This is a genomic window from Rhizobium sp. RHZ02 (genome assembly GCF_014851575.1).
GTDB classification, from domain to species: domain Bacteria; phylum Pseudomonadota; class Alphaproteobacteria; order Rhizobiales; family Rhizobiaceae; genus Rhizobium; species Rhizobium altiplani.
Map to the genome: position 1 here is coordinate 484,966 of NZ_JACUZX010000001.1, position 24,441 is coordinate 509,406.

Below are 24,441 nucleotides of genomic sequence, written 5' to 3' on the forward strand. Positions count from 1 at the left end.
ATGTACGAGGGGGAGGCAATGGACGGACTGGAGGAGCAGCCGACGCTGCGGGAAAAGGCGTATGAAAGCTTCACGCGCCACCTGCTGGCGCGCGACGTGCGTCCCGGCCAATTTGTCTCCCAGCGCCGCCTCGTCGAGTTGACCGGCCTGACGCTTGCTGCGATTCGCGAGCTAATCCCGCGGCTCGAGGCCGAAGGACTGATCAAGACGGTCCCGCAGCGCGGCCTGCAGATCGCCCATATCGACCTCAATCTCATCCGCGAGGCTTTTCAGCTCCGGCTCTTCCTGGAGAAGGAGGCGGTGGCGCTCTTCACGCGCTCCGCCTCCGATGAAACGATTGCCGGGCTCATCAAGCAGCATCGCGATATCGCCGAAGCCATCGCCAGTGGCGACGCCTCCCACGAGCTTGAAGTACGCGCACAAGCCGTCGACTGGGGCATGCACGACGCCTTCATCGACGCGCTTGGCAATACGATCATTTCCAACGCCTACCGGGTCAATTCGATCAAGATGCGCCTGATCAGCCAGGAACGCTTCCGTATCGACGGGCGTGTCGGTCCCGTCATGGGAGAGCATCTGAAGGTCCTGGAGGCGATAGAGAGCCGCTCGGCCGAGGATGCGGTGAACAACCTCGCCGCTCACATCAACCACGCCAGGGATCGCGCCCTGCGGATCTAATTGCATCATAGCCGGCGATGAGGAGATCGGCGGCAACAGAGGAGGACTTACATGCCATCATCATTCTTGAATCCCACCCGGCGCGGCTTTCTCGCCGGTACCGCGGCACTCGGCGCCGGCAGCCTCATGGGCATCCGCTCTGCATCGGCGGCCGTCGACTGGAAGCGTTTTGCCGGCACGACGCTGGAAGTCAATCTGGTCAAGAGCCCTCGCAGTGAGACACTCATCAAGTATCTCCCGGAGTTTGAGGAGCTGACGGGCATCAAGGTCAATGCAGAAGCGACGCCAGAGCAGCAGCAGCGTCAGAAAACCACGATCGAACTGAGCTCAGGCAAGCCGAGTTTCGACGTGGTGCATATGAGCTATCACGTCCAGAAGCGACAGTTTGAAAAGGGCGGCTGGCTTGCCGATATCAGCGGTTTCCTCAAGGATCCATCGCTGACTGATCCGTCGCTGGTCGAGAGCGACTTTGCCGGCGCCGGCATGACCTTCGCCAAGGACCCTGAAGGCGTCCTGCGCTCCCTGCCCTTCTCGGTGGACTACTGGATCGTGTACTGGAACAAGGCGCTCTTCGAAAAGAAGGGGCTTTCCTATCCGACCACATTCGAGGAAATGGCAAGCGCTGCCGAAGCGTTGACGGATCCCTCGACCAACACCTATGGCTTCGTCGCTCGTGGCCTGAAGAACGCCAATACACCGGTCTGGACGACGTTGTTGCTCGGCTACGGATCGAGCCCGCTTGGGGCGGACGGCAAGCTGCGCACCAATTCCGAAGAGGCTGTGGAAGCGGCCAAGCTCTACCAGCGCCTGATGACCAAGGCCGCCCCTCCCGGCGTCTCCGGCTTCAACTGGGCAGAAGCCCAGTCGGCCTTCCTGCAGGGCAAGATCGGCATGTGGCTCGATGGCGTTGGCTTTGCGCCGCCGATCGAGAACCCGGAAAAGTCGCGTGTCGTCGGCCAGGTCGGTTACGGCATCATGCCGAAGGGTCCGAAGGCCCAGGCGGCGGCAACAACCGGCGACGGGCTCGGCGTCGTGGCTGCAAGCCAGAAGAAGGAAGCCGCATATCTCTTCTGCCAGTGGGCGATTTCCCATGACATGGGTGCGCGCCTGCTGCAGGCTGGCGCCGGCGTTCCCTTCCGTCAGTCGGTCCTTGAGGATCAGAAGGTGCGCGAAGGCGTGAAGATGCCGGCCGCATGGCTCGATGCTGTCGCAGGTTCCGCAAAGGTTTCGCAGCTTGCCCTGCCGATCATCATTCCCGTCACGGAGTTCCGCGACATCTATGGCGTCGGGCTCACCAACATGATCGGTGGCGCCGATCCGGCTGCCGAGCTGAAGACGGCGACGGCTCAGTTCGAGCCGGTGCTGGCACGAAGCGAGGGATAATGTCTTCGGTGAGCATGGAAGCCGCAACCGCGGCCAAGGCCAAGCAAAAGCAGAGGAGCAAACCGGGTCGGTTTGCTCCCAACTACTGGCCTTTCGTCATTCCCGCGCTGATCGTCGTGGCGGCTGTCATCGTTTTTCCCTGGGTCTTTACCCTGTGGATGAGCGTCAACAGCTGGACGCTTGGTCAGGCACAGGCCTTTGCCGGGTTGGATAACTACCTGCGCCTCGCGGTCGACCTGCGCTTTTGGGACTCGTTGTGGCATACCGTGCTCTACACGACGTTGTCGGTCGTCGCTCCGCTTTTTCTCGGAACGCTGGCCGCGCTCATCTTCGATACCCAGTTTCCACTGCGCGGTATCCTACGCGGGGTGTTCGTGATGCCGATGATGGCGACGCCGGTCGCCATCGCGCTCGTCTGGACGATGATGTTCCACCCGCAGCTCGGGGTCCTGAACTACCTGCTTTCCTATGTCGGGATCGGTCCGCAGGAATGGATCTACAACCAGATGAGCGTCATTCCCTCCCTGGTGCTTGTGGAAACCTGGCAGTGGACACCGCTCGTCATGCTGATCGTGCTCGGGGGCCTCGCCGCCGTCCCGCGCGAGCCCTACGAGAGCGCGGAAATCGATGGCGCCAATGTCTGGCAGAAGTTTCGTTACCTGACACTGCCGATGATCGCGCCGTTCCTGATGATCGCCGTGATCATTCGCAGCATCGACGCGGTCAAGAGCTTCGACATCATCTATGCGATGACACAGGGCGGACCGGGCACCGCGTCGGAGACGATCAACATCTATCTCTATAACACCGCGTTTTCCTACTATGATATCGGATATGGCTCGGCGATGGCGGTCGTCTTCTTCGTTCTGATCGTTGTGCTTTCCTTCATTCTGCTGATGATAAAGCAGCGCGCCAACTGGTCCGACGGGGAGGCACGCTGATGAAGCGCAAGGCACTCGATCGCATCGGACTTCTGTTCGTGGCTCTGGTGATGGTGTCGCCGGTGGTGCTGTTCTTCCTCTGGATGATCTCACTGTCATTGAAGTACGAGATCGACAACGGCGCCTTCCCCCCGATCTTCATCCCCGAACGCTTCGCCTGGTCGAACTACCTCAAGGTGTTCGAGGAGAACAACTTCTTCCTTTATCTGTGGAATTCGGTCCTGGTAACGGGTGCGGCAACGCTTCTGGCGCTTGTTATCGGCGTGCCGGCTGGTTACGGCATTGCCCGCCTGAAGGCCGAGAAATCCGCCGTCGTCATCATGATTGCGCGTATGACGCCCGGCCTTTCCTTCCTCATTCCGCTGTTCCTGCTGTTCCAGTGGCTGAACCTGCTCGGCACGCTCTGGCCACAGATCATCATTCACCTCGTCGTAACCGTCCCGATCGTCGTCTGGATCATGATCGGCTATTTCGAAACGACGCCGATGGAGCTGGAAGAAGCCGCAAGCATCGACGGGGCAACGCCCTGGCAGGTTTTCCGCCTGGTGGCCCTCCCGATCGCAAGGCCCGGGATCGTCGTCGCCTTTATCCTGTCGGTCATTTTCTCCTGGAACAACTTCGTGTTCGGCATCGTCCTTGCTAGTCGTGAGACGCGTACGCTGCCTGTCGCGGTCTACAACATGCTGTCCTTCGAGCAGGTCAGCTGGGGTCCGCTTGCAGCCGCGGCCTTGATCGTCACCCTGCCGGTGTTGATCCTGACCGTCTTTGCGCAAAGGCAGATCGTTGCCGGCCTGACGGCGGGTGCGGTGAAGTGACACCGACGATCCCGACCAAGCAGCAGCCGGAGCCGGCGCGGCGTATTCTGTGCGTCGGAGCCGCTGTTCTCGATACGCTCTTCAGGGTCCATGTCATTCCCGCCGGCCAAGGCAAAGTGCTGCCAACCGACATGTTGCAGATCGCAGAAGGAATGGCCTCGAGTGCCGCTTATGCTGTTGCAAGGCTTGGCGGGAGCGCCAGCATCTGGGGCGCTGTCGGAGATGACGAGACCGGCGAGCGCATCATCGGCGATCTGGCTGCAAGCGGCATCGATACCGCTGGCATGCGTTGCGTGGCAGGCGCCCGCTCAGCCGTATCGACGATCCTGATCGATGATGCCGGCGAACGCCTGATCATACCGTTTTATGATCCGCGGCTGCATCACGGCGTTCAACCCGTCACTGCTGAAGATATCGCGGCATTTGATGCAGTTCTGGTCGACGTGCGTTGGCCAGAGCTTGCTCTCAAGACATTGCTTGCTGCCCGAAAAGCAGGCATTCCTGCCATCCTCGATGGCGACGTTGCGCCCGAGGGCGTGATCGAGATGCTGGGACCGGCCGCAAGCCACATTATCTTTTCGCAACCGGCCGCCGAACGACTGACGGGAGCATCAGATCCGGTGTCGATCGTTCGCCAGTTGAAGGAGACGTTCGCTCATGCCTTCGTCAGCGTGACATTCGGCGAGAGAGGTTCTTACTGGTTCGATGATGATGACGCCCTTATTCGTCATCTCGAGGCACCACGCATTAGAGCCGTCGATACGCTGGCCGCGGGCGATATCTTTCATGGAACCTTTGCGCTGATGCTTTGCGAGGGCATGGCGATGGAGGATGTTATGCGCTCGTCATCGATGGCGGCGGCCATAAAGTGCCGGACGTTTGGAGGGCGCATCGGGGCGCCTGATCGAGCAGAGCTTGATGAGGCGTTGACGAGCTGGCCGGCCCGTGCCGTCGACGTCACCCGACCCGCTGACCAAGCCGTTTGAAGATCATGCGGCCTTCGACACGGTCATGGAACAACCGGACGCCTTGAGCGCGCCTTCGACGACATCAACGAACAGCCTGCGGAACCAGACCGAGCGGCCGTCCGCGCGATCTACGCGCCGGTAAAGCATCGTCACCGGATCTGCCGGAAGCTCGATCGGTGGCTCAGAGAGCTCGAGCCCGTGCAACTGCGCAATGCAACGGGCAATCGATTCCGGAATGGTGGCGATCGCCGGCATTGCCCTCAGTGCCGGCGGCAATGCCGAGAAGCGAGGCACGGTGGCGACGACCTGGCGACGCAGGCCGGCCTTGGCAAGAACTGTATCGAGATTCGTCGCGCTATTGCCCTCGAATGACACCGTGACATGGGCGGCATCGACGAAGTCTTCCAGCGTCAGCGGTGCTTTGCGCTTTAGTTGTGTGGGGTCATAGACACAAACGGAACACTGGCTGAAAAGCGGCTGCCGGATGTGCCAGGACGCCGGCTCCTCGTGGACTGCGACACTGAAGTCGCAGGCGCCATCGTCGCGCATGCGAGCCTTCACGCAGGCCCGTGGGGCGAAGCACCCAAACCTAGCCATCATCATGGGCAGGGTTTCTACAACGCACAAAGCGCTTACTCATCCAGTGCATCGTGACATGCTCCACTTGACAAGGTTCCACTGGCCTTTTATTTAAAAGACCACTGGTCTTTTAAGTTGGATGAACATCGTGTCAAAGCCGTTCGATAATAAAGTGGCGTATGTAACGGGCGCTGGAACCGGGATCGGCGCAGAAATTGCGAAGACCTTAGCCGGACGCGGGGCGGCAGTGGCTCTCGTTGGCAGGGGTGAAGCATCTCTGAGAGACATTGAAGCTCAGATCACATCAGATGGCGGGACGGCCATCACTTTGCCCGCGGACATCAGTGACGAAGCTGCCGTCGAGCGTACGATTGCACAAACAATCGATAGGTTCGGCGCTGTACATCTGGCGGTGAACAACGCGGGAATCCCAGGTGACAACCGTGCGGTTGGTGATCTCGATGGAGAGCGGTGGACCGAAATCATCGGGGTGAACCTATCCGGCGTGTACCTTTGCATGAAGCACGAAATCAAAGCGATGGAAAAAGCCGGCGGCGGTAGCATCGTCAACGTCTCTAGCGTCTTTGCCGACCGTGGTCTTGTTGGCCGGTCAGCCTACAGCGCCAGCAAGCACGGACTTCGCGGGCTCACCCGCTCAGCTGCGATCGAATACGCAAGGAGAGGCATCCGTATCAATGAGATTCAGCCTGGCGTTATCGCCGTCGCCCGGCAGAACTCCAACGCAGACGAAGTCGGAAAAATCGCGGAGCGAATTCCGCTCGGCCGCCTCGGCCATGGAGCCGAGATAGCCACGGCAGTCTGCTTTTTACTATCCAATGACGCTTCCTATGTCACGGGCGCCCATCTTGCTGTCGACGGCGGCTTCCTCAGCTGAAGCTGCCGTTACCCAACCTCAAACGGAGAAATCACATGACAGACAATAAAACCTGGCTCATCACGGGAAGCTCCCGTGGCCTGGGCCGACAGCTCGCTGAAAGCATACTGCAAGCAGGTGGAAACGTTGTTGCAACGGCTCGAGAGAAAGCTCAACTAAGTGGTCTGCTCGAGCGATATGGTTCAAAAGTAAAAACCCTCTCCTTGGATGTGACTGACACCATAGCTGCGCATCGCGCCGTGGCTGAGGCAGTCCAGACTTTTGGTCGCTTGGATGTCCTCGTTAACAACGCAGGATATGCGGATGTCGCTTCGATCGAAGACATGAGCGAGGAGATGTTTCGAGCCCAAATCGACACGAACTTCTACGGCGTCGTAAATATGACGCGAGCTTCTCTCCCCGTTATGAGAGCACAGGGTGCGGGACACATAATCCAGATCTCGTCTGTCGGCGGTCGTGTCGGCGGGCCCGGGCTCGGTGCCTATCAAGCCGCCAAGTGGGCGGTAGGCGGCTTCTCGGAGGTTCTCGCGAAGGAGGTCGCGTCCTTCGGCATTAAGGTCACAGTTGCCGAGCCGGGCGGGATGAGGACGAACTGGGCGGGTTCCTCAATGAATGTGCCTTTGGTCAGCGGGGCCTACAAGCCTGTTATTGAACCTGTAGTGCAGCGTCTCAGGGATTCAGACGGGAGGCAGCCGGGTGATCCAGAACTGATTGCGAAGGTTCTCCTGGATGTTGCCGCCATGGATGCCCCTCCCCTTCGCCTCCTGCTTGGTCGCGACGCTGTAGCGGTAGCGAAGATGGCCGCTGACAACCTTGCCGCCTCCGACCAAAAATGGCGGTCCGTCAGCGAGTCCGTTGTCTACGCAGCATAAGCCAGAGAATTGGTTTAGAAGATTGGGCTAGACCGTTGCCACTGATACGATGGTGACGGTCTAGGCAAGGTGAAGAGATGGCGGACGAACAAAAGCCCGAATTCCTAAGGGCTCGCAGCGAGGAACAAAGAGCGGCGCGACGCACAGTTATCCTGCGTGCGGCACGTGAATTGCTGGAGGGTGGACCCGTCAGCGAGGTCAGCCTCAGAGAGCTCAGTCGGAAAGTTGACCTCTCCAAAACGAACGTCGTTCGCTACTTTGAGACACGCGAGGCGGTTTTCTTCGCTTTGTTAAACCGGGAGCTCGAAGAGTGGCTCGCTGGCCTGAGAGATGAACTGGCGAATGAGTTCTCCTCAAGAGCCGTGCAACCGACCGAACTCGCGCATGCCCTTGCCACAGCAATCGGTAGACGCCCGATTATCTGCAAGCTCTGGAGTGCGTTGGGTGGAGAGCTAGAAAGTAATATCAGCCCCGACGCCGTGCGAGCATTCAAGCTTGAACACGCGGAACGCCAGGACAAACTGGGAGAAATTATAGCTGAATCGCTGCCTGCGTTAGGGGCAAGGAATGCACGAGAACTTGTATCGACGATTGTCATTCTGGTAGCCGGCCTCTGGCCGTTCGCTAACCCGTCTGCATCGGTTCTTGAGGCGCTAAATTGCCCGGCACTTTCGGAATCGAGAGTCGATTTCGTTCAACGACTTTCGCGGCTCATCTACATTTCTACGATGGGAATTCTCGAGTCCTCTCGCGGATAGCCGCAGCACCATCCATGTTCGTCCTCTCTAATTCAACAGCTCAAGCTTGTTGGCACTGGAAAATCATGTCTCTGTTCAAGAAGGGAATTTCTGAATGCATCACAAGAAAATTGCCCTCGTCACAGGCGCGAACAAAGGCCTTGGAAGAGAAGTTGCCCGCCAACTCGCCGAGCAAGGCCTAAAAGTATTGATCGGCAGCAGGAACAGCGCCTCGGGGGAAGCAACGGCTGAAGAGCTTCGCAAGGAAGGTCATGAAGCCTACGCCCTGCAGATTGATGTGACTAGCGAGCCTAGCGTGGAAGCGGCGGCAAATTGGGTGAACGATACGTTCGGTCGCTTGGATGTTCTGATCGCGAATGCCGGCATCCTTAGGCGTGTTGCTACGTTCGAAACCACAGCGGCAGACATGTTTGAGACCTATGACACAAACGTCTTTGGTATGGTGCGTACCGTTCACCGAATGCTCCCCCTCTTACAGAAGTCGCAACATCCACGCATTGTGACAGTCGCGAGCACGACTGCATCACAAACGCTTTGCGGCGATCCAACAACGCTGTTTGGTCAATCCGATACGATACTTGCCTACGCCTCTTCAAAGGCGGCTGTTAATATGCTGACGGTTCAGTACGCGAACGCTTTCGCTCGGAGCGCCGCTCATGCTCATGTTAAGATCAACGCCGCTACGCCGGGCCATATAGCGACCGATCTCAATGGACATCAAGGCACAAGGACCGCCGGCCAGGGGGCAACGGTCGTCGTGAAGTTAGCTACTCTTGATGATGCTGGCCCGAGCGGCGGGTTCTACAACGAAGATGGCCCGCTACCGCGTTGAAGGTTAGGAAGCGATTGGACCGGAGAAACCCCAACCGGTAACACTATGGCGGCCTGCGTCGTTGTGGCGAGCTTGCTGCACGCATTCTTACGGGGAATTGTTGTAAAAGACGTCAGGGCGGCAAACTTCAGCTGAACGTTTGCCGCCCTGGTCAGAGAAGTACTATCTGAATATCGGTGGTCAAATGCTGGAGCGGTTGCCGTCGACGTTGGCAAGACGAGCAGCCAGCATCGCCGCCACGTAGAGGCAGCACAATGTCCTGACGGATGCGTCGCGAGTACAGTCGGCTTTGCCTATAGGGCTCCCGCGAAGCGGTCGCCTCCCTCCACAATTACCAATTCGCTACGGCCAGCGGCCTGACGCACTGCCGCTGCCGCCTGGTATTTTGTTGAGTTATACAATTCCAAGGCAACATCCATCGAAGGAAACTTCCAGATGAAGTAGTGCTCGAACTTCGAAGCACCTTCGAGCTCCGCAAATTTCCCACCACGAGCGACGATCTCGTAGGGGTACTCTTTCTCGAGGCCATGAATAAGCTCAGCGTAGCGCTCGATTTTTTGCATATCGTGGAATGTTCCTCGTGCGATCCAATATGCAGCCATTTTCACCCCTATCATCAACGTGACTCTTTGCCGTAAATGATAGCCCCTTCGAGATTTGGGTTCATTGATCCAATGACTGTTTTTTGTGATCGGACCTCCGAGATGGGATATACGAAATGGGAGAAGACGCGCGGTAGATGCCGTCCTACTACCTGCCCTTGAAAACGGGACGCCGCTTCTCTTCGAATGCCTTTAAACCCTCGGCGAAATCCTCAGTTTCGAATATCCGCTGTGCACTTTCGAACGCGTCCGCTAATAGAGTTGCGGAATCTCCCGACCCCGCCTTCCGCAGCAGTGCTTTGGCCGCAGTTAAGGCCAGCGGCTGCTTGGAAGCAATTTTCTGAGCAATTTCCTGTACCGCATCCATAAGGTCCGCTCGCGGAACCACTCGGTTGACAAAGCCCGCCTCAGCCATGTCTCGCGCAGTCCAAAGGTCACCGGTAAAGAGCAACTCCGCGACCTTCTTGCCCGGCATCATCAGCGGGGCAAGGACGGCAGAAACGGGCCCGAACCCAACGAAATTTGCGTGACCGTCTCCGATCATCGCGTCTTCGGCGGCAATGATCAGGTCAGCATAACAACCGAGCTCAAATCCACCGGCAACCGTGAGGCCGTTAACGGCCGCTATCACAGGATGAGGGAAATCCCGCAGCTTCCGGAACATCTCTGGCGCTAGGGTATAGAAGCGCTCCCTTAGGGATGGATCATGCTGCCACTGCCCGAGTTCCCGTATGTCTGCACCTACGCAGAACGCAGTGTCCGCACCCGTTATGACAAGCACTCGGACATCGGGATCACGTGCAGCATCAATCAATGCTGCATCAATCATCTCAATCATGGCCAGATTGATTGCATTCAGCGCACGCGGCCGGTTCATGCGAATAGTAACAACATGACCGCTTTTCATTGACTGAATGGGATTATCCATCTTGGTCTCCACCTCATTTCTTTCCATTTAGGCCGGGCCTCAAGCTGCACGGAAGTGAGCCGCCGGCTTACATACCGTTGCATGTGAGCCGGTGGTCACCAATCGAAGGCACCAACCCCTGTCGATCGATTCATTCACTCGTTGCCAAGGCCGGACATGGCTGTCCGGCAAGCTCACAAGCTGACCAAGGAAGCAATTTGAACTGGCCGCCCGAAATCCGAGTAATCGTTACGTCCTCGATTGAGAGACCGGAGTGATTTGTGGCGGTGAAAGCATAGCGCCCCTGAGGCGTCTGTACCTTTACTCGTTCGAGCGCATCTCGGATTGCGCTCGGGTCGCTGCTACCCGCATTATCTATCGCTGCCGCAATCAGTCTTACCGCAACGTATCCATCCAACGCGAATTGAGATGGTGCATGACCATATGCATTTCTGAAGGCTCCAACCATCTGGCTGGCCACAGATTTGACCTCACCTTCCGGCATATCTGCAGCCACAGCGGTTAGAGGTGCTGCCGCTATAATGCCATCGGCTCCGGCGCCAACTGAGTGAAGAAAGGCCGGTCCGACAATGCCGTGTGGCATCAGTACTGGCACAGTGCGGCTTGACTCCGCGTAGGCTTTTCCGAAAGCGATTGCGGGCGGGCCAGTTAACCAAGCCATGATGGCTTGTGGCTTGTTAGCATCGATTTTTTCCAGGAGAGTCGAGAAGTCCTGAGTATTGACGTGGACACTATGCTCTTCGACCAGCTCGATGCCGTATCTGGCCAACATCTCTTTTTGCGTCGCCCAGCCGGTTCTTCCGAAAAGGCTATCGGCGTCATAGATTGCGGTAACCCGTATAAATCCAGCCGCCTGCATGTATCGAAGCAGCTTCTCCCCAACAAGTCTACCAGTTAGAGGGGTCATAAAGACATAGGAGCGGACCGGAATAATCTGCGCTTCAGCCGCTCCGGTGGAAACGTAAGGGATTTGCGCGTCCTCAACAGACGGAATGACGGCTAGGCTGGCGTTCGAGAAAGATGTGCCAACCACAGCAGAAACACTCTGCGCCTTTAGCTCGGCGAAAGCCCGAACCGCGCTCTCTGGGTCGGTTCGATCGTCTGCCAAGCGAAGCTCGATCCGTCGCCCGCCGAGGACGCCTCCATTTACGTTTATTTCCTTTACTGCAAGAGCCGCCCCTTGTTCGTTGTCTAGACCGCCGGGGTTGTTTCCCGTGCGGGAGACGAGCTGCCCGACTAGGACCGGTGCTTTTGTCGGGTCAACCTCATGTGCTAACAGCAATCCTGGAAGCATTATTGATCCTATTATCGTCAGTAGTGTTCTTCGCATTTCTTCCTCCTCCCGTTAAAGCGCGTACTTAGTTCACCATGCGCTCGCTCCCCGCCCAGTAGGCAGCGCGGATGGCTTTCTTATCTACTTTGCCGACGGAGGTCAGAGGTAGCCGCTCGACTACATCGACGCTTTTGGGCGTCTGGTGCGCACCTTTGCGCTCTTTGACCATTTCAACGATCGAAGCGACATCGATCTCAGCCCCCGGACGAGGCACAATCACGGCCTTAACTGCCTCACCCCACTTTGGGTCCGGCACGCCAATTACCGCTACCATGGAAATCTCTGGTCGAGATGAGATGACGTCCTCGATCTCTTTCGGGTACACATTGAACCCACCGGTTACGATCATATCCTTTTTCCGGTCCACAATGAAAAAGAAGCCTCGCTCGTCGCGCACGGCCAAGTCGCCGGTATGAAGCCAGTCGCCGTTGAGGGCTTCCTCTGTCTCCTCGGGCATTTCGTGATAGCCACGCATTACGCCTGGACCGCGAACACAAATCTCGCCGATTTCGCCTTGTCGAACCGGCTCATTGTGTTCGTTGAGGAGTTCCACACGCATGCCGATTACGCTCCGTCCGCACGACTTCAAGAGCTCCGGTTCCTTTACCGGGTCATGCTCGTCCTTGCGAAGCGTCGTCGCGAACGAAACGCATTCGGTCTGACCGTAAGCTTGCAGCAGCACCGGCCCAATGACTTCATGCGCTTCCGCGATACGACTAGGTGACATTGGCGAGCTACCGTACATGAGCGTATCGAGCGAGCTAAGATCGAAACGCTCGGGTCGCCCCCGGTCAAGCAGGTTGTAAAGCATTGTTGGGACGATGAAGCTCCAACTTACCCTCTCCCGCTCGACCGTCCAAAGCCACCTTTCGGGATCAAAGCCATCTTGCAGAACAACAGTCCCCCCACGCAGAAGTGTCGGTAGAATTGGGAGTATGCCAGCGTGGGATATCGGAGCGACGGCCAGGAACCGCGGACGGTCTGGCAGGCAGAGGGATGTGATGACGGTCTGCACCTGTTGAACAAGCGCCCTATCCGGTATTTCCACTCCCTTTGGTCGACCGGTTGTTCCACCGGTATACGCGACCCAATGAAAATCATCCGGATTGCTATACCGCCGGACCAAAGTTGCACTCAAGGCGTTCGCAGTGAGGGCAATCAAGTCCTCGGCATCGGATGAAGCACCCAGCGAAAATACGTTTCTGATCGTCGGCACTCGCTCCGCCAAAGCCTGCGCACGAGCCATGTAATCGGGATGCACAACCAGCGTCTCCACGCTAGCATGGGCGCAAATGTAAGCGTAGTCGTCGACCGCACCCAAAGGATGCAAACCACTGAAGCGAGCACCCATAAGAAATATCGCCGCCTGTACCATCCAAACTTCGGGGACGTTTGGACTTAGGACGGCTATCGCGCTAGCGGCACCGATGCCTCGTGCTGCAAACACCTGCATGAAGCGGCCTATCTGTCGCGCCGTCTCGCGGTACGTAATCCGTCGTTCGCCAAGCACAAACGCTTCTCGTTCTGGATAGCGGCTGAGCGCCTCCACGATCATGTCGCTGTAATTCACATCGGTCGCCAACATCGAGAATTTATGCCTCCCATCGCCTATGGAGCTCGGGGGTCTTAGTCGAGAAGGCTCACAGTCCCGCGTTCAAACGACGATCCTGTAGCGGCCTCTCCAAAAGCCCTCCCAGCTAATGGAAGCCACTCGCGTTTGCCGTATCTGGCAAACCAAAGGTGGCTCTGCGATAGAAGTAGCTGGGTTTGATGGGAGGATCTGTAGCCGGTTTACCGTCGTTTTTGATCAAACGTCCAGATTGATCCCCCACGCAGAACGACGAAACGCGCCAGGCGGTGAGCCACTCCACCTGTGGAAAGCGCGACTGAACGCAGCCTCCGACCCATAACCGGTCATCTCAGCAATCGATGCGAGGGGGAGCAGTCCATGATGCAAGAGATCCGCTGCACGCGTCATGCGGACCAACGTTACAAATTGTGCGGGCGCGGCATCTACTAAATGACGGAAGCGCTGCGCTAAAGCCGACCGCGACAGTCCCACCAGCGAAGACATCTGTTCCAACGTCCAGTCACCGCAAAGGTCAGCCTGAACTGCACCCACAATTTTCGAGAGGTACGGATCCCTGAGTGCCCGATGGAGTCCAGGCACAGCGTGCTTTCCATCGCTCAATGCTTCTATCAGAACCTTCACCAGAAATGCCTCAGCCAACCGCACGGCGGTGACTTGACCTGACAAACCTTCCGCTCCAAACGCTGCTATTTGTGGAAGGATCGCAGACACGAAGGTATCGTTCCTCTGTACAAATTCACGCAGATGAACGACCGGCGGCAGGCTTTGCAGTACGGGCGCCGGGCTCGCTGGATCAAAAAACATCCGCAATGCCGTTATCCCGGTCGAAATCTCGCCTGTGTCCGCCCGCGCATGAAAAAAGGGCGACGAGAACAAAAACTTCCATTTGGACTCGACATCATCAAGTCCCTTGAGCTGTTCGCGCAAAAGGCTCTCAAGCGGAACAGGAGGAATGTCATCCTCCTTGGCCAACAGGCACCGGACAGGCGTTGACAGAAGTAGTGCGTCACCGCGCTTCAGCTCGATAAGGTATCGAGGGTCAAGCGTCCCGCCGACGCAATGTCCCTCCGTTATAATGTACAAAATAATGCAAGCTTCAGGATGTGGAATTGAAGTAGCCCAACGCCCTGGCCCGACCGCAATATTGCTGGAAAGAACACCAGTTACCCTGACGGTGCTGAGTGTCTGAGCTAGCGGCTCCCCTCGTTGCATCCGCAGAGGATTGCCAATAACGGGATCAACATGAGCTTCTCTCTTCATCCGATATTGCGCTCGTACTTGGCCAGGCGATGCCCCATCGTCCTTGACGAACAAAGGGCATCAAATTCTTAGGTGAGCGTCGGAAGGTGATCAAGGGCGATCTGCGCCTTCCTACCAGCGACCAGCCCCACGATGGCCATCGCCACGCTCATGGCCAAGCATAGGACTAGAGGCGCGCTCCATCCGCCTGTAAGGTCATGGGGTATCCAACCATCGTTGGCCCTATAGCCGCTAACAGATACCCTACCCCTTGGAGTAAGCCAGAAAGCGAGGCAGCATCTGCTGCCTCGATTGTGCGAAGGCTAAGGAACGACAGGCAAGAATGGGCCACCACCCGCACCGAAGCCGAAGCCGAAGCCGAAGCCGAAGAAGAGGATCCACGCCACCGCGAGCGATCGCAAGCGACCTACCGGGGCTAGATGATGCCCGCCGCGAAGCGGCACCATCCAGCTAAGCTGAGCGCAGCGAGCGAAACGCTGCACGGACTTCCTTGGTGAACAAATCTGGAGCTTCCCAGGCGGCGAAGTGTCCGCCTTCGTCCACTTCGTTGAAGTAGACCAGGTTCGCAAATGCGCGTTCGGTCCAGGACTTGGGCGCTTGGAAGATTTCGCCTGGGAAGACGCTGACGGCTACTGGAACTGAGAGGATGGTGTCGAGAGCGTTGAAATTGTTCGTCTTGTCTTCCCAGTAGATCTGGGCGGCAGAGGTGCCTGTCTGCGTGAACCAATAGAGCGAAATATCATCCAACATTTCATCTTTAGTCAGAACTTTTTCAGGCTGCTTGTCGCTGTAGGTCCACGTGACGAATTTATCGTACATCCAAGCCGCCATGCCTACTGGCGTGTCGTCCAGCGAATACCCAATCGTCTGGGGACGCGTAACCATCATCTGCGCGTAGCCTGCGTTGTCTCTGTAAAACGCGGCGAGCTTATCGAAGGCGGCACGCTCCTTGGCGTCGAGGTCCGCGGGTGCCGGATCGCCAACCGCGAGAATGCGGACAATCTCCTTAGGAACGACTGCAGGCATATTGAGGTGAATTCCCAGCAAGCCCGGTACGTTCTGGTGAGCCATACGCTCGGAAATGACTGAGCCGCAATCGCCACCCTGCGAGACATATTTCTCGTAGCCTAGACGTTGCATCAGCGTTGCCCATGCGCGGCCGATATGATCAGATCCCCAACCCTTCACCGTCGGCTTCCCAGAAAAACCGAATCCCGGAATCGAAGGCACCACCAAGTGGAAGGCGTCTGCTTCACTTCCACCATGCGCGGTTGGATTTGTCAGCGGGTCGATGACCTTGAGCATTTCGAGAACGGAACCTGGCCAACCATGCGTCATGATCAGCGGCAGCGCATTTTCGTGCTTCGAGCGGACATGGATGAAATGGATGTCCAGTCCATCGATTTCAGTGATGAACATAGGAAGCGAATTCAACTTCCCCTCGACCTTTCTCCAATCGTAATCGTTTGCCCAGTAGTCGACCAGGCCGCGCAAGCGATCGAGCTGGAGGCCCTGCGAGTCGTCGGCAACGTTTTCTTTGGCGGGCCACCGAGCAATCGCCAGGCGCTGTTTGAGTTCCTGGATCGCGCGGTCGGGGACATTTACTTTGAACGGACGAATTTCATCAGGTGCTCCTGCGGCAGCAAACGACATGGCAGGTTTCAACATTGTTGCTGCGCCAGCGATGGCCGCGGCTGCCATAAAACTGCGCCGGTTCATATCAATTGAAAAGGACGACATTGGAAAAACTCCGTCTTGGGGTTTCAAAAGGTACGCCCAAGATGTGCTCTTAGGATGTATCTCCCTTATGTTCCGGATAAGACTGAATTGTATCTCCAGATGTCATCTGCACCGGTCCGTACATTGTCTTACTTGATAGCGCGACGTTGAGAGGAAAGGCGCAAAAGCCGTTCGCGCAGGTGGTGCAAGCAAACCGAATATTCTGCACCACCTGACAGCAGACTGGCCCCCATTGCCTGCCTAGGAAAATTAATTCAGGCGATCTACGGCTGTTACATCAGCATCGGCACAGGAGCATCTGTGGCGAGCGGTCGGAGCGCTGTTTTGAGACCAGGACACTTGGTCCCTTCGCGCATGACAGTCGGGCACAGTGTGTCAGTCGACAAGTCTTGGACTTCAACGCAGACTTCAGCCGCTAGCCCACCGCCAATTCTAACAGCACCGCAAATATGGCACATCACCATGCCAGCGGAGGAGCCGTGTTCGGGCTCTCTATCCGCCCCGCACTCATAGCTGAACTTTGGTCGTCAACTTCATCCAGGCGGACATAGTCTGTTCAGCGTCGGCTCCGACAGCGAGGTGAGCCATGCGAACCCCTCGGCCACCGATGGTTATTCTAGGTAATACTGTAATTTAACGTTGGTTTTACTCATAACGCCCATAGTCGTCTGACCAATCGGAGGACGGGGTAGTGCGCATTCTTTTTACCGCAGCGTTTGCAAGCCTGGCATTTTCAGCCTGGGCGTCGCCGTTCTGCACAAAGGAGCCGGAAAGCGTCTGGCTTTCGGAGGCTGTGGTACGCGAAAGGGCCGTTGTCACGGGCAATTCTGTCGAAGTCTTCAAGAAGACCAAGGGCAATTGTTATGAGGTCTACGGTCGCAATGCGAAGGGAAAACGGGTGGAGATCTACTACCATCCCGTCACCGGCGAAATCGTTGAAGAGCATTGAGCGGCGGTAGAACCTTTCTCAGGGAATGGTCGATGTTCGAGATGATTTTCGCCAATAAGGGAAGCTTGCGTCTTGTCCTGTCGGTGAGCCTCCTCGCAGCGGTGGTTCCGGGCGCACTGTGCCTATCGCAACTTGCCGGTATCCGTGGCTACCTCGACGCAAACCGCGAGGCAGCGGAGCTTGCGACCCAAGCCCGGGATCTGCACTCGCGCGTCAGCGAAAGCATGTTCAACCTTGCCGCGGCTCCCCTGAACCTGTCCGAGGAGGAACGCAGCGAGATCTACAGCAAGACCGACAGGAACCTTGTGTCTCTGCAGCGTGAGGTGACGTCCGCCAAGAGCCTGACGAGCATATTTCTCAGCCCTCAGGAGGAGCAGGCGCTGACGGAGGCGGTGCAAGCGTTCAGCCATAGCTGGGACGAGGTCAAGGACGGCCTCGAGGAAGGCATGACCGAGGGGGAGAAGGCATATCATTTCCTTAACGTCTTCCAGCAAGCCGGAACGGCGGGCGACATCCTGAAGCGGCTGGAAGCCAGTGCCACCGGCAGGGCCCAGCAGACCGCCGCGGCTTCGAGCGCTGGGACAACCAATGTATTCTGGATGCTGACGGTTCTTTTCGTGGTCAGCGGCCTTGTCAGCACGCTCGCGCTGATCGGCAACTATCGCTTCGCCGCTTCCCTGAAGGAAAGCCACGACGAACTCAAGCATGCGCTAGAAGGCCTCAAGCGTCGTGACCGTGACCTCCAGCAGCAGAACGACCGATTCAACGCTGCTCTGGAAAACATGTCGCAGGGCCTCACAATGTATGGCAAGGACGGTCGGCAGATCGTCTGCAACCAGCGCTTCGGCGACATCTACCAGTTGCCTGACGAGTTGATGCGCGTGGGCACTTCCTTCGACGACGTTATCAGCTACCAGGTTGCGCATGGTGCCCATATGGAGGGCGACAAGGGCTATGTTCTGCAAATGATGCAGCGTGGTCTCGCGGCCGGTGAGTTCTCGTCGATCGTGAACGCGGTGGATGGGCGGATCGTAAAGATCGTCAGTCGTCCGCTGGCCGGCGGCGGCTGGGTATCGACGCATGAGGATATCACCGAGCGGACGCGCGCCGAGGCTCGGATCGCGCATATGGCGCATCACGATGCTCTCACCGATTTGCCGAACCGTGTGCTTTTCCGCGACGTTCTGGACGCCACGCTACTGGCTGTGGGCGAAAACCAGGCGGCCCATGTCCTGTTCCTGGATCTCGACCACTTCAAGTATGTCAATGACACGCTTGGTCACCCGATTGGCGACCAGCTTCTGAAGGCCGTCGCCAAGCGTCTCAGGGACGCAGTTGGCCCTCATGATACCGTGGCTCGGCTCGGCGGCGACGAATTCGCAATCATACAGCGTCACGCGACTCTTGGTGAAAACAGCTTGCTTGCGCAGCGCATCGTGACCGAGATCAGTGCCCCATTCGAGATTGACGGCCACCAGGTGGTCGTCGGCACCAGCATCGGTATCGCAGCGGCGCCCGAAGATGGCGATGATCCGGACGTGCTGCTCAAGGCTGCAGATATGGCACTGTACCGGGCCAAGAATGAAGGGCGCGGCAACTATCAGTACTTCGAACAGGAGATGGACGCCAGGATGCAGGAGCGGCGAGCTCTGGGACTTGACCTGCGCAAGGCGCTCGGCAATGGCGAACTGGAAGTATACTACCAGCCACTGGTCAACCTGAAGGACAACCGCATTTCCGGTTTCGAGGCACTGTTGCGCTGGCATCATCCTGAGCGCGGCATGGTCTCGCCTGACGTGTTCATCCCGGTGGCTGAGGAGATCGGAATCATAGGGCGCATAGGCGCATGGGTATTGAAGCAGGCATGTTCTGACGCCATGGCATGGCCTGAAATGACGCGGGTGGCGGTCAACCTGTCTCCAGTGCAGTTCAAGAGCCCCGGTCTTGTTCTCGATGTGACTTCGGCACTCGCCGCGTCCGGGCTGTCGGCCCGGAGGCTGGAATTAGAAATCACCGAATCGGTCATGCTTCAGCATACGGACGAGGTGCTCTCGACACTGCATCAACTTCGCGCACTCGGCGTGCGTATATCGATGGACGACTTCGGCACCGGCTATTCATCGCTGAGCTATTTGAGAAAATTTCCGTTCGACAAGATCAAGATCGACCAGTCCTTCGTACGCGATGTCACCGATCGGCCGGATTCTTTGGCGATCGTCAAGGCGGTGGCGATGCTGAGTAGCAGCCTTGGAATGGACACCACGATTGAAGGTGTCGAAACCGTCTACCAATTCAACATGCTGAAGGTGGAGGGCTGTACCGAGGTGCAGGGCTATCTGTTCAGCAAACCACGACCGGCAAGGGATATTCAGAAAATATTCGACGAGTTTGCAAGGGTGGCTGTGGCATAACTCAGCTTCCAATTCAGCGACCACCGTCGTCTCGTAGAGCGACGCAACCCTCATCATAGGGGTCAAGAAGATTGCAAAGAACGGCCTGAGCTGGACGCGAGCAATTTCTGGAGCAGTTGGCGATGCGCGGGAGCGCCTACTGGGTCAACTGCTGTGGTTTGAGATCACCTTGCAGGGTTTCGTCGACAGGGCGCCTCTTGGCCCGCCTCGGCTGTTCAAGCACCGTCACCGGCGCGGCGACAGCCGTGGCTGCGACGTTACCGATGGTCGTCACTGTTCCGCCAACGACAGCGGTAAGTCCTTGGCCGAGCGTGACGTTGGAATCCGTCAGCGTCTGACCGGTGACGATCCGCTGGCCAATTAGCTGAACGATTTCAGGACTTTCGGCGAACTTGCCGTGGTTCAGGCCCTCGCCTTTGACCTTGGTGAGATCGATGGCGGTAATGCCGGCGGCTTCGAGTTTCGAGCGATAGGGCTCAACGGTCGGATCGATCGCGCCCAAACGCGAGACCTTTCCCGTGATGAAACTTGAAACCGCAAGCGCCTTGTCATCCTGAGACACGAAGATCGTGAATTTCGGCGCCGGCGTGCCCATCTCCGCGAACTGCTTGGCAAAGACCTGAATATCGATATCCGGGGACGCGAGAATGACGTTGTGAATCTTGCTGTTCACGTGACCGTCGCGGATACCCATCTGCCGCAGGGATTCCATGGTCAGCCAGGTGCCCATTGAATGAGCGAGGATCGTGATGTCCTTGACGTCGGGGTCGGCGGCTAGCGTCCGCAGCGCCTGCTCGAGCGCCGTGCGTGAATAGTTGGTGCTCTCCTTGTCGTATTGATAGGCGGTAAGCTGCGCGCGTGACGGCCACGTGAAGAGGATAGGGGTCGCCTGCATCCCGGAGTCGTGGACGATCTGGGCCAGACGGAAGACGGAATCCTCGTACTTGTTGTTGAAGCCGTGGACAAAGACCAGCGCATGCCCGCCCTGGATGTTCTGGTGGAACCAGACGCGCCCCTCCGGAACGGTGTCGATCTCCTTGACGCTGGTCACCGCAAAATCGGTCGCGGGATTGGGCGGCAGATGTTTCGGCCATTGGACTGTGCCTGAGGCCCGTTTCGGCGGAATGGAGACGTCAATCGCCGTCAGATAGGGCTTTGGGCTGCGTTCGCCGGTGAAGAGCGTCGCCGGGTCGCCGGAAGGTTCGCGCGTGGTTGCGACCAGCATGCTGACCTTTGAGGTATTCTGCGTTGCCGCCGATAGCGCAACAGGGGCCATGACTCCGCTTGGATGACCGCAGCTGGCAAGAACTGCCGCGACGAGCAAAGGTGCAAGTGTCCGAACAATACGGGCTGCAATCACGTTCCGGTTCCCTCATTGAAACGCAAGCACCTTACGGTGGCCGGGCTTTGGTGAAGTACTCTTACAGCAACGACGCGGATGTTACGTGCAATTCGCGCCCCCTGCCCTCGCGCAGGACGAACGATCTACGACAAGCTCGATTCGGGGTCTGGAGCCGTCTATCCATCTCGAACTACGCCTTCGGCTTCCGCAGCTTCACTGCCACACAATGCTTGTTTTCGGCATCCCAAACGCTGTCGGTCCTGCAGACCGGCTGCTTGGGCGAGCAGGACTTTCCCGCCAAGGTGGATTTCAAGCTGCGAGTGCACAGGCACCTCCCCTTTTCCCAACCCCAATTCTCGGGACAACTGACGCAGCGCTTTGTCTTCGGATCAACGAACCGGCCGGTCCCACAGGAACAGGTCGAGCGCTTGGCATCCCACGACGCCCCCGCGGCGCACGCGACACAAGTTTTCCTTCTCGAATCCCAGTTTTTCCCCTCCGGACAAGTTCCACTCGCATTGACCGCATTGCCGGGAGCCTGCGCCGAAGGGAGCTTTTGTGGCTCGATCGCCTGCTGGCCGGGACACGTGAGCTTTTGATCGCACTGCAGCGAGCAGCCGACCACCCCGCGAGACCGGTTGACCGGCGTGTCTGGATATTCAAAGGGACAGGGCATCTGCTGCGCGCCTGCTGTCCATGCGAACAGCACGATCAAACCGAAGAGAAGAAGACGACATCCCAACATTTCAGAACACTAGGCCCCGAGATATGATCTGTCCAGCTTGTCACAGGCGCGACCCTGGACCTTGCGCACCGACGGGAGTTCACTTGACCAGCAGCTGGGAGCGGATCTGATGGCCCGGCGTATCGATCAGTCCTCATTTCCGTGCAGGAGCCGGAACCCGACGACGTCGAGGTCGACGTCTCAAAGGCCCGAATCTGAAGAAGGTGCTTTCGGTCTGACCGCAGGCGTCGGCGGGTCAGGAAGCTTCACCGGAACATCCGGCTTTTGGGGCCGATTGTCGGTTGTTGCGGGTGCGGCCGGGCCGCTTTCATCAAAGTTCACTGATATCCCGAAGAGCTTCCACTGACGATCGACAGGCGCATAGAGTAGCTCGAAATGCACCTGGATTGGCACCGACGGAAAGAACCCCGCCATATGCAACTTGCCGTCTGGCTCGATCTGCGGAAGCACGGTTAGTTGCGGCTCGATGACCGCAAGGCCACTCAGGTCGTATCCCTGTTTTCGTTGCGAGGCAAAGATCTCTGCAAGTTGCGCGGAATTATTGGCCTGAAAGCCTGGCGAGCCGAGTTCCCGCAGAACGGTGTAGTTGCCAGTCTTGTTCGCCTGGTCGAGGGCAAGAAGCGTGTTTCGCACAAGGATAAGAACGCCATTTCGATCGATATCTGCCGGACGCGGTGCTCTTGAAACATCTTCCTTCAGGGATTTCTTGATTTCGGCGCGAACGGGGCTTTCAAAGCCGGCCTCTATGCAAAGGACTGCCAGCGCCGCGACGATAAATTTGAACGGCAGATGCATCGTTGAGGATCTCGGCTCGCGTGAACCGAACGGCTGTAGCGCTCGGACGATCACCACGTGAATGTCAACCCCGCGGTCCCACCGAAAGTACCTTCGCTCGCCCCTACGCCGACGCCGCCATGGATCAGCAGATTCTCTGTAATCCGCGCGTAAGCGCTGCCAGCGAAAGCGTTCTCGCCTTCGAACGTGCCCCAATTGATGGACACCGCAAAGTTCTTGTCATTCGGAAGGGTTCCCCCACCCATCGCCAGCGCCATCGCCGTGCCCTCGTAGGCCTTGTCGATGCGTCCATTCATCGGCGACATGCTGGATTCGAGGCTGCTGACGCGATTGTCCAGGGAATCGATGGCGTTTGTATTTGCGGCTACACGCGTATCGAGGCCGGCGATCTCAGTCGTATGGAGGTTGAGAAGTTGGTATTGTTCGTAATGCGCGTCTCGTGATCGGCAAGTTCGTTCGTGTTCTGGGCGACATTCTGATTGGTGGCGTCCAGCTGGGAGCCATTGATCGCATCCGTCGAGGTCGCCGAAATCGTGCCGGGCGCGACGTTGACGATCTTTCGCTCGGCGGCCGGCGCCCCGACGGAGACGACATTGGCGATACCGCCATCCGACGAACCAGCTCCGAGCGCCACTGAATTCTGCCCTGATGACACTGAGCCGGTCCCCAGGGCAAGACTATTTAGGCCCCGGGCACTGCTGTTAAATCCAATCGCTGTTGCCTGATTGCCGGAGGACGAACTCCTATTACCAACCGCAGTGCTATTGCCGCCACTTGCACTGCTGTCACCTCCGAGCGCGACTGCGCCGCCAGCACTGGCAAGGCTTCTGACGCCAGCAGCCAAAGTATCAACACTGGTGCCCCGACTGTCGACCCCAATGGCAACCGCACCGGCACCCGTCGTCAGGCTTCGAGCACCAACGGCCGTGCTGTCCACACTCTGCGCATTGCTGTCGACCCCCAGGGCAGTCGCGCCAGGGCCGGCAGCTCTGCTATTTTCCCCGATGGCTGTGCTGTTGAATCCGGAGGCGTTGCTGGCCAAACCAACGGCGACCGCGCCCCTGTCCGTCGCCTGAGAATTTTGACCAACTGCCACCGATGCCGCACCGGACGCATTCGTCGTTGTGCCGAGGGCAGTGGCGGCTCCGCCTGTCGCCTTGCTTCCCGCACCGAAAGCGGAGTTTGCTCCCGCGGCGCCTGCCGCTGTCGCATTGGTTCCGCAGGCGACGTCATTGACACCACCGGCAGCCGCCCCGTCTCCCGAGCCTGTGGTGTTTGCGCAGACGAACAGGGCCAGGGCAGGTGCGGGCGAGATTATTGTTATGGTAGCAGATAGGAGAACACACACGGCAGGAAGCGGTACAAATACTGCAGCATGAAGTGTTCGCATCAAGACCTCCCTTCGGTCGCCAACCGAGTTGGACGATTGTATCGGCATTGTCTTGCCGGCCTATTGGCCGCGTGTAATCAAGCAGTCGAGTAGGTCAGAACCGAAAATCGTCGGACGCCCATGGAACTCGCCTTTACCCAGCGAGCGGGAGTATGCCATTTGACACAATTCCTGGAAAGTAAACAAAAATAAGTAAATGCAACACGATCGCTGTGTCGGCTGCCATCTAACCATGCTTACAACTGCCGGCTATTAACCGCCGAACATTTGGAAAGTGCCATGGTTCGGACAGAGAAAAGCGGCGCCGGAATCGGTAAAAGGTTGCTCACCGCAATCCAGAAGTGAAACGTTTGCAGGGGGAATCCAAGTCCTTCCGTCAGCTGTATTATGGCGCGCTATCAGATGAGTGATGCAACCGCCAGAAGGCCGGCAGGCGCCGCGCCTCCTTCGGGGCCTTTCCTGGCATGGCCGGGTTCACCTGGCGATGTCATTTTATGGATGACAGGCCAGCGCTTCTCTGCGAGAAGAAGGCAGTGAGAGACAGGGGCGCCCTCGAAAGATGGGCTGAGAAGGACCCTTTGAACCTGAACCGGATAATGCCGGCGGAGGGAGTCGCTCGGGACGTTTCGCCTCC

Annotated in this window: 21 protein-coding genes, 1 pseudogene and 1 riboswitch; of the genes and pseudogenes, 11 read left to right on the forward strand and 11 right to left on the reverse strand. The window is 57.8% G+C overall.

Going from position 1 to position 24,441, the window contains the following annotated elements:
- From IB244_RS02305 to IB244_RS02325, 5 genes are read left to right on the forward strand one after another with little or no spacing between them, the layout of a single operon-like run.
- Complete coding sequence (locus tag IB244_RS02305; protein ID WP_192303034.1) at window positions 1-678, forward strand: GntR family transcriptional regulator; 678 nt, start codon at window positions 1-3, stop codon at window positions 676-678.
- 51 nt (window positions 679-729) lie between these two features.
- Window positions 730-2,061 (forward strand): ABC transporter substrate-binding protein, encoded by a 1,332-nt coding sequence (locus tag IB244_RS02310; protein ID WP_169684169.1) that lies wholly within the window; start codon window positions 730-732, stop codon window positions 2,059-2,061.
- Window positions 2,061-3,002, forward strand: coding sequence for a carbohydrate ABC transporter permease (locus tag IB244_RS02315; RefSeq protein ID WP_169684167.1), 942 nt, complete (start codon window positions 2,061-2,063; stop codon window positions 3,000-3,002). Before IB244_RS02310 ends, IB244_RS02315 begins: the two co-directional genes overlap by 1 nt.
- The gene (locus IB244_RS02320; protein ID WP_018860105.1) at window positions 3,002-3,817 is read left to right on the forward strand and encodes a carbohydrate ABC transporter permease; all 816 of its coding nucleotides are present in this window, start codon (window positions 3,002-3,004) and stop codon (window positions 3,815-3,817) included. Before IB244_RS02315 ends, IB244_RS02320 begins: the two co-directional genes overlap by 1 nt.
- Window positions 3,814-4,803 carry a sugar kinase gene (locus IB244_RS02325; protein WP_169684165.1) on the forward strand — a complete coding sequence of 330 codons (990 nt, stop codon included), beginning with the start codon at window positions 3,814-3,816 and terminating at the stop codon, window positions 4,801-4,803. The genes IB244_RS02320 and IB244_RS02325 overlap by 4 nt, the downstream gene beginning before the upstream one ends.
- 3 nt (window positions 4,804-4,806) lie before the next feature.
- Here IB244_RS02325 and IB244_RS02330 read toward each other — a convergent pair.
- Window positions 4,807-5,340, reverse strand: a pseudogene (locus tag IB244_RS02330) (LysR substrate-binding domain-containing protein); the annotation flags it as partial.
- 172 nt (window positions 5,341-5,512) lie between these two features.
- Here IB244_RS02330 and IB244_RS02335 point away from each other — a divergent pair.
- The 4 genes from IB244_RS02335 to IB244_RS02350 all read left to right on the forward strand — a co-directional run bounded on the left by IB244_RS02335 (window position 5,513) and on the right by IB244_RS02350 (window position 8,721).
- Complete coding sequence (locus IB244_RS02335) at window positions 5,513-6,259, forward strand: SDR family NAD(P)-dependent oxidoreductase (protein WP_169684163.1); 747 nt, start codon at window positions 5,513-5,515, stop codon at window positions 6,257-6,259.
- Between the two features lie 35 nt (window positions 6,260-6,294).
- Window positions 6,295-7,131, forward strand: coding sequence for an SDR family NAD(P)-dependent oxidoreductase (locus IB244_RS02340; protein WP_169684161.1), 837 nt, complete (start codon window positions 6,295-6,297; stop codon window positions 7,129-7,131).
- Between the two features lie 77 nt (window positions 7,132-7,208).
- The gene (locus tag IB244_RS02345; protein WP_169684160.1) at window positions 7,209-7,889 is read left to right on the forward strand and encodes a TetR/AcrR family transcriptional regulator; all 681 of its coding nucleotides are present in this window, start codon (window positions 7,209-7,211) and stop codon (window positions 7,887-7,889) included.
- A 94-nt stretch (window positions 7,890-7,983) separates the two neighbouring features.
- Window positions 7,984-8,721 carry an SDR family NAD(P)-dependent oxidoreductase gene (locus IB244_RS02350; protein WP_169684158.1) on the forward strand — a complete coding sequence of 246 codons (738 nt, stop codon included), beginning with the start codon at window positions 7,984-7,986 and terminating at the stop codon, window positions 8,719-8,721.
- Between the two features lie 293 nt (window positions 8,722-9,014).
- Here the strand turns inward: IB244_RS02350 and IB244_RS02355 are convergent, their stop codons facing one another.
- The 6 genes from IB244_RS02355 to IB244_RS02380 form a co-directional block, all read right to left on the reverse strand.
- Entirely contained in the window at window positions 9,015-9,323 is a 309-nt protein-coding gene (locus IB244_RS02355) for a DUF1330 domain-containing protein (RefSeq protein ID WP_169684157.1), read from the reverse strand.
- Window positions 9,324-9,471: 148 nt separating this feature from the next.
- Window positions 9,472-10,251 (reverse strand): enoyl-CoA hydratase/isomerase family protein, encoded by a 780-nt coding sequence (locus tag IB244_RS02360; protein ID WP_169684155.1) that lies wholly within the window; start codon window positions 10,249-10,251, stop codon window positions 9,472-9,474.
- A 130-nt stretch (window positions 10,252-10,381) separates the two neighbouring features.
- Window positions 10,382-11,545: an ABC transporter substrate-binding protein gene (locus IB244_RS02365; protein ID WP_169684153.1), complete on the reverse strand. Its 1,164-nt coding sequence runs from the start codon at window positions 11,543-11,545 to the stop codon at window positions 10,382-10,384.
- A 64-nt stretch (window positions 11,546-11,609) separates the two neighbouring features.
- Window positions 11,610-13,169 (reverse strand): AMP-binding protein, encoded by a 1,560-nt coding sequence (locus IB244_RS02370; protein ID WP_169684152.1) that lies wholly within the window; start codon window positions 13,167-13,169, stop codon window positions 11,610-11,612.
- Between the two features lie 222 nt (window positions 13,170-13,391).
- Window positions 13,392-14,435, reverse strand: coding sequence for an AraC family transcriptional regulator (locus IB244_RS02375; protein WP_169684151.1), 1,044 nt, complete (start codon window positions 14,433-14,435; stop codon window positions 13,392-13,394).
- Window positions 14,436-14,885: 450 nt separating this feature from the next.
- Window positions 14,886-16,175 carry an epoxide hydrolase family protein gene (locus IB244_RS02380; protein ID WP_169684149.1) on the reverse strand — a complete coding sequence of 430 codons (1,290 nt, stop codon included), beginning with the start codon at window positions 16,173-16,175 and terminating at the stop codon, window positions 14,886-14,888.
- A gap of 691 nt (window positions 16,176-16,866) precedes the next feature.
- On the opposite strand from IB244_RS02380, the gene IB244_RS02385 reads away from it, so the two are divergent.
- Window positions 16,867-17,124 carry a PepSY domain-containing protein gene (locus IB244_RS02385; RefSeq protein WP_169684148.1) on the forward strand — a complete coding sequence of 86 codons (258 nt, stop codon included), beginning with the start codon at window positions 16,867-16,869 and terminating at the stop codon, window positions 17,122-17,124.
- A 32-nt stretch (window positions 17,125-17,156) separates the two neighbouring features.
- Window positions 17,157-19,535, forward strand: a complete 2,379-nt coding sequence (locus tag IB244_RS02390) for a putative bifunctional diguanylate cyclase/phosphodiesterase (RefSeq protein ID WP_192303037.1) — start codon at window positions 17,157-17,159, stop codon at window positions 19,533-19,535.
- A gap of 136 nt (window positions 19,536-19,671) precedes the next feature.
- Here IB244_RS02390 and IB244_RS02395 read toward each other — a convergent pair whose 3' ends face one another.
- From IB244_RS02395 to IB244_RS02410, 4 genes are all read right to left on the reverse strand, one after another.
- Window positions 19,672-20,811: an alpha/beta hydrolase gene (locus tag IB244_RS02395; protein WP_246734282.1), complete on the reverse strand. Its 1,140-nt coding sequence runs from the start codon at window positions 20,809-20,811 to the stop codon at window positions 19,672-19,674.
- A 991-nt stretch (window positions 20,812-21,802) separates the two neighbouring features.
- Window positions 21,803-22,417, reverse strand: coding sequence for a hypothetical protein (locus IB244_RS02400; RefSeq protein ID WP_169683507.1), 615 nt, complete (start codon window positions 22,415-22,417; stop codon window positions 21,803-21,805).
- 50 nt (window positions 22,418-22,467) lie between these two features.
- Complete coding sequence (locus IB244_RS02405; protein WP_169683505.1) at window positions 22,468-22,722, reverse strand: YadA-like family protein; 255 nt, start codon at window positions 22,720-22,722, stop codon at window positions 22,468-22,470.
- 59 nt (window positions 22,723-22,781) lie between these two features.
- On the reverse strand, window positions 22,782-23,807 hold the full coding sequence (locus IB244_RS02410) for a hypothetical protein (protein ID WP_169683503.1): 1,026 nt from the start codon (window positions 23,805-23,807) through the stop codon (window positions 22,782-22,784).
- A 532-nt stretch (window positions 23,808-24,339) separates the two neighbouring features.
- Window positions 24,340-24,435, forward strand: a riboswitch (TPP riboswitch).
- Window positions 24,436-24,441 lie beyond the last annotated feature (6 nt).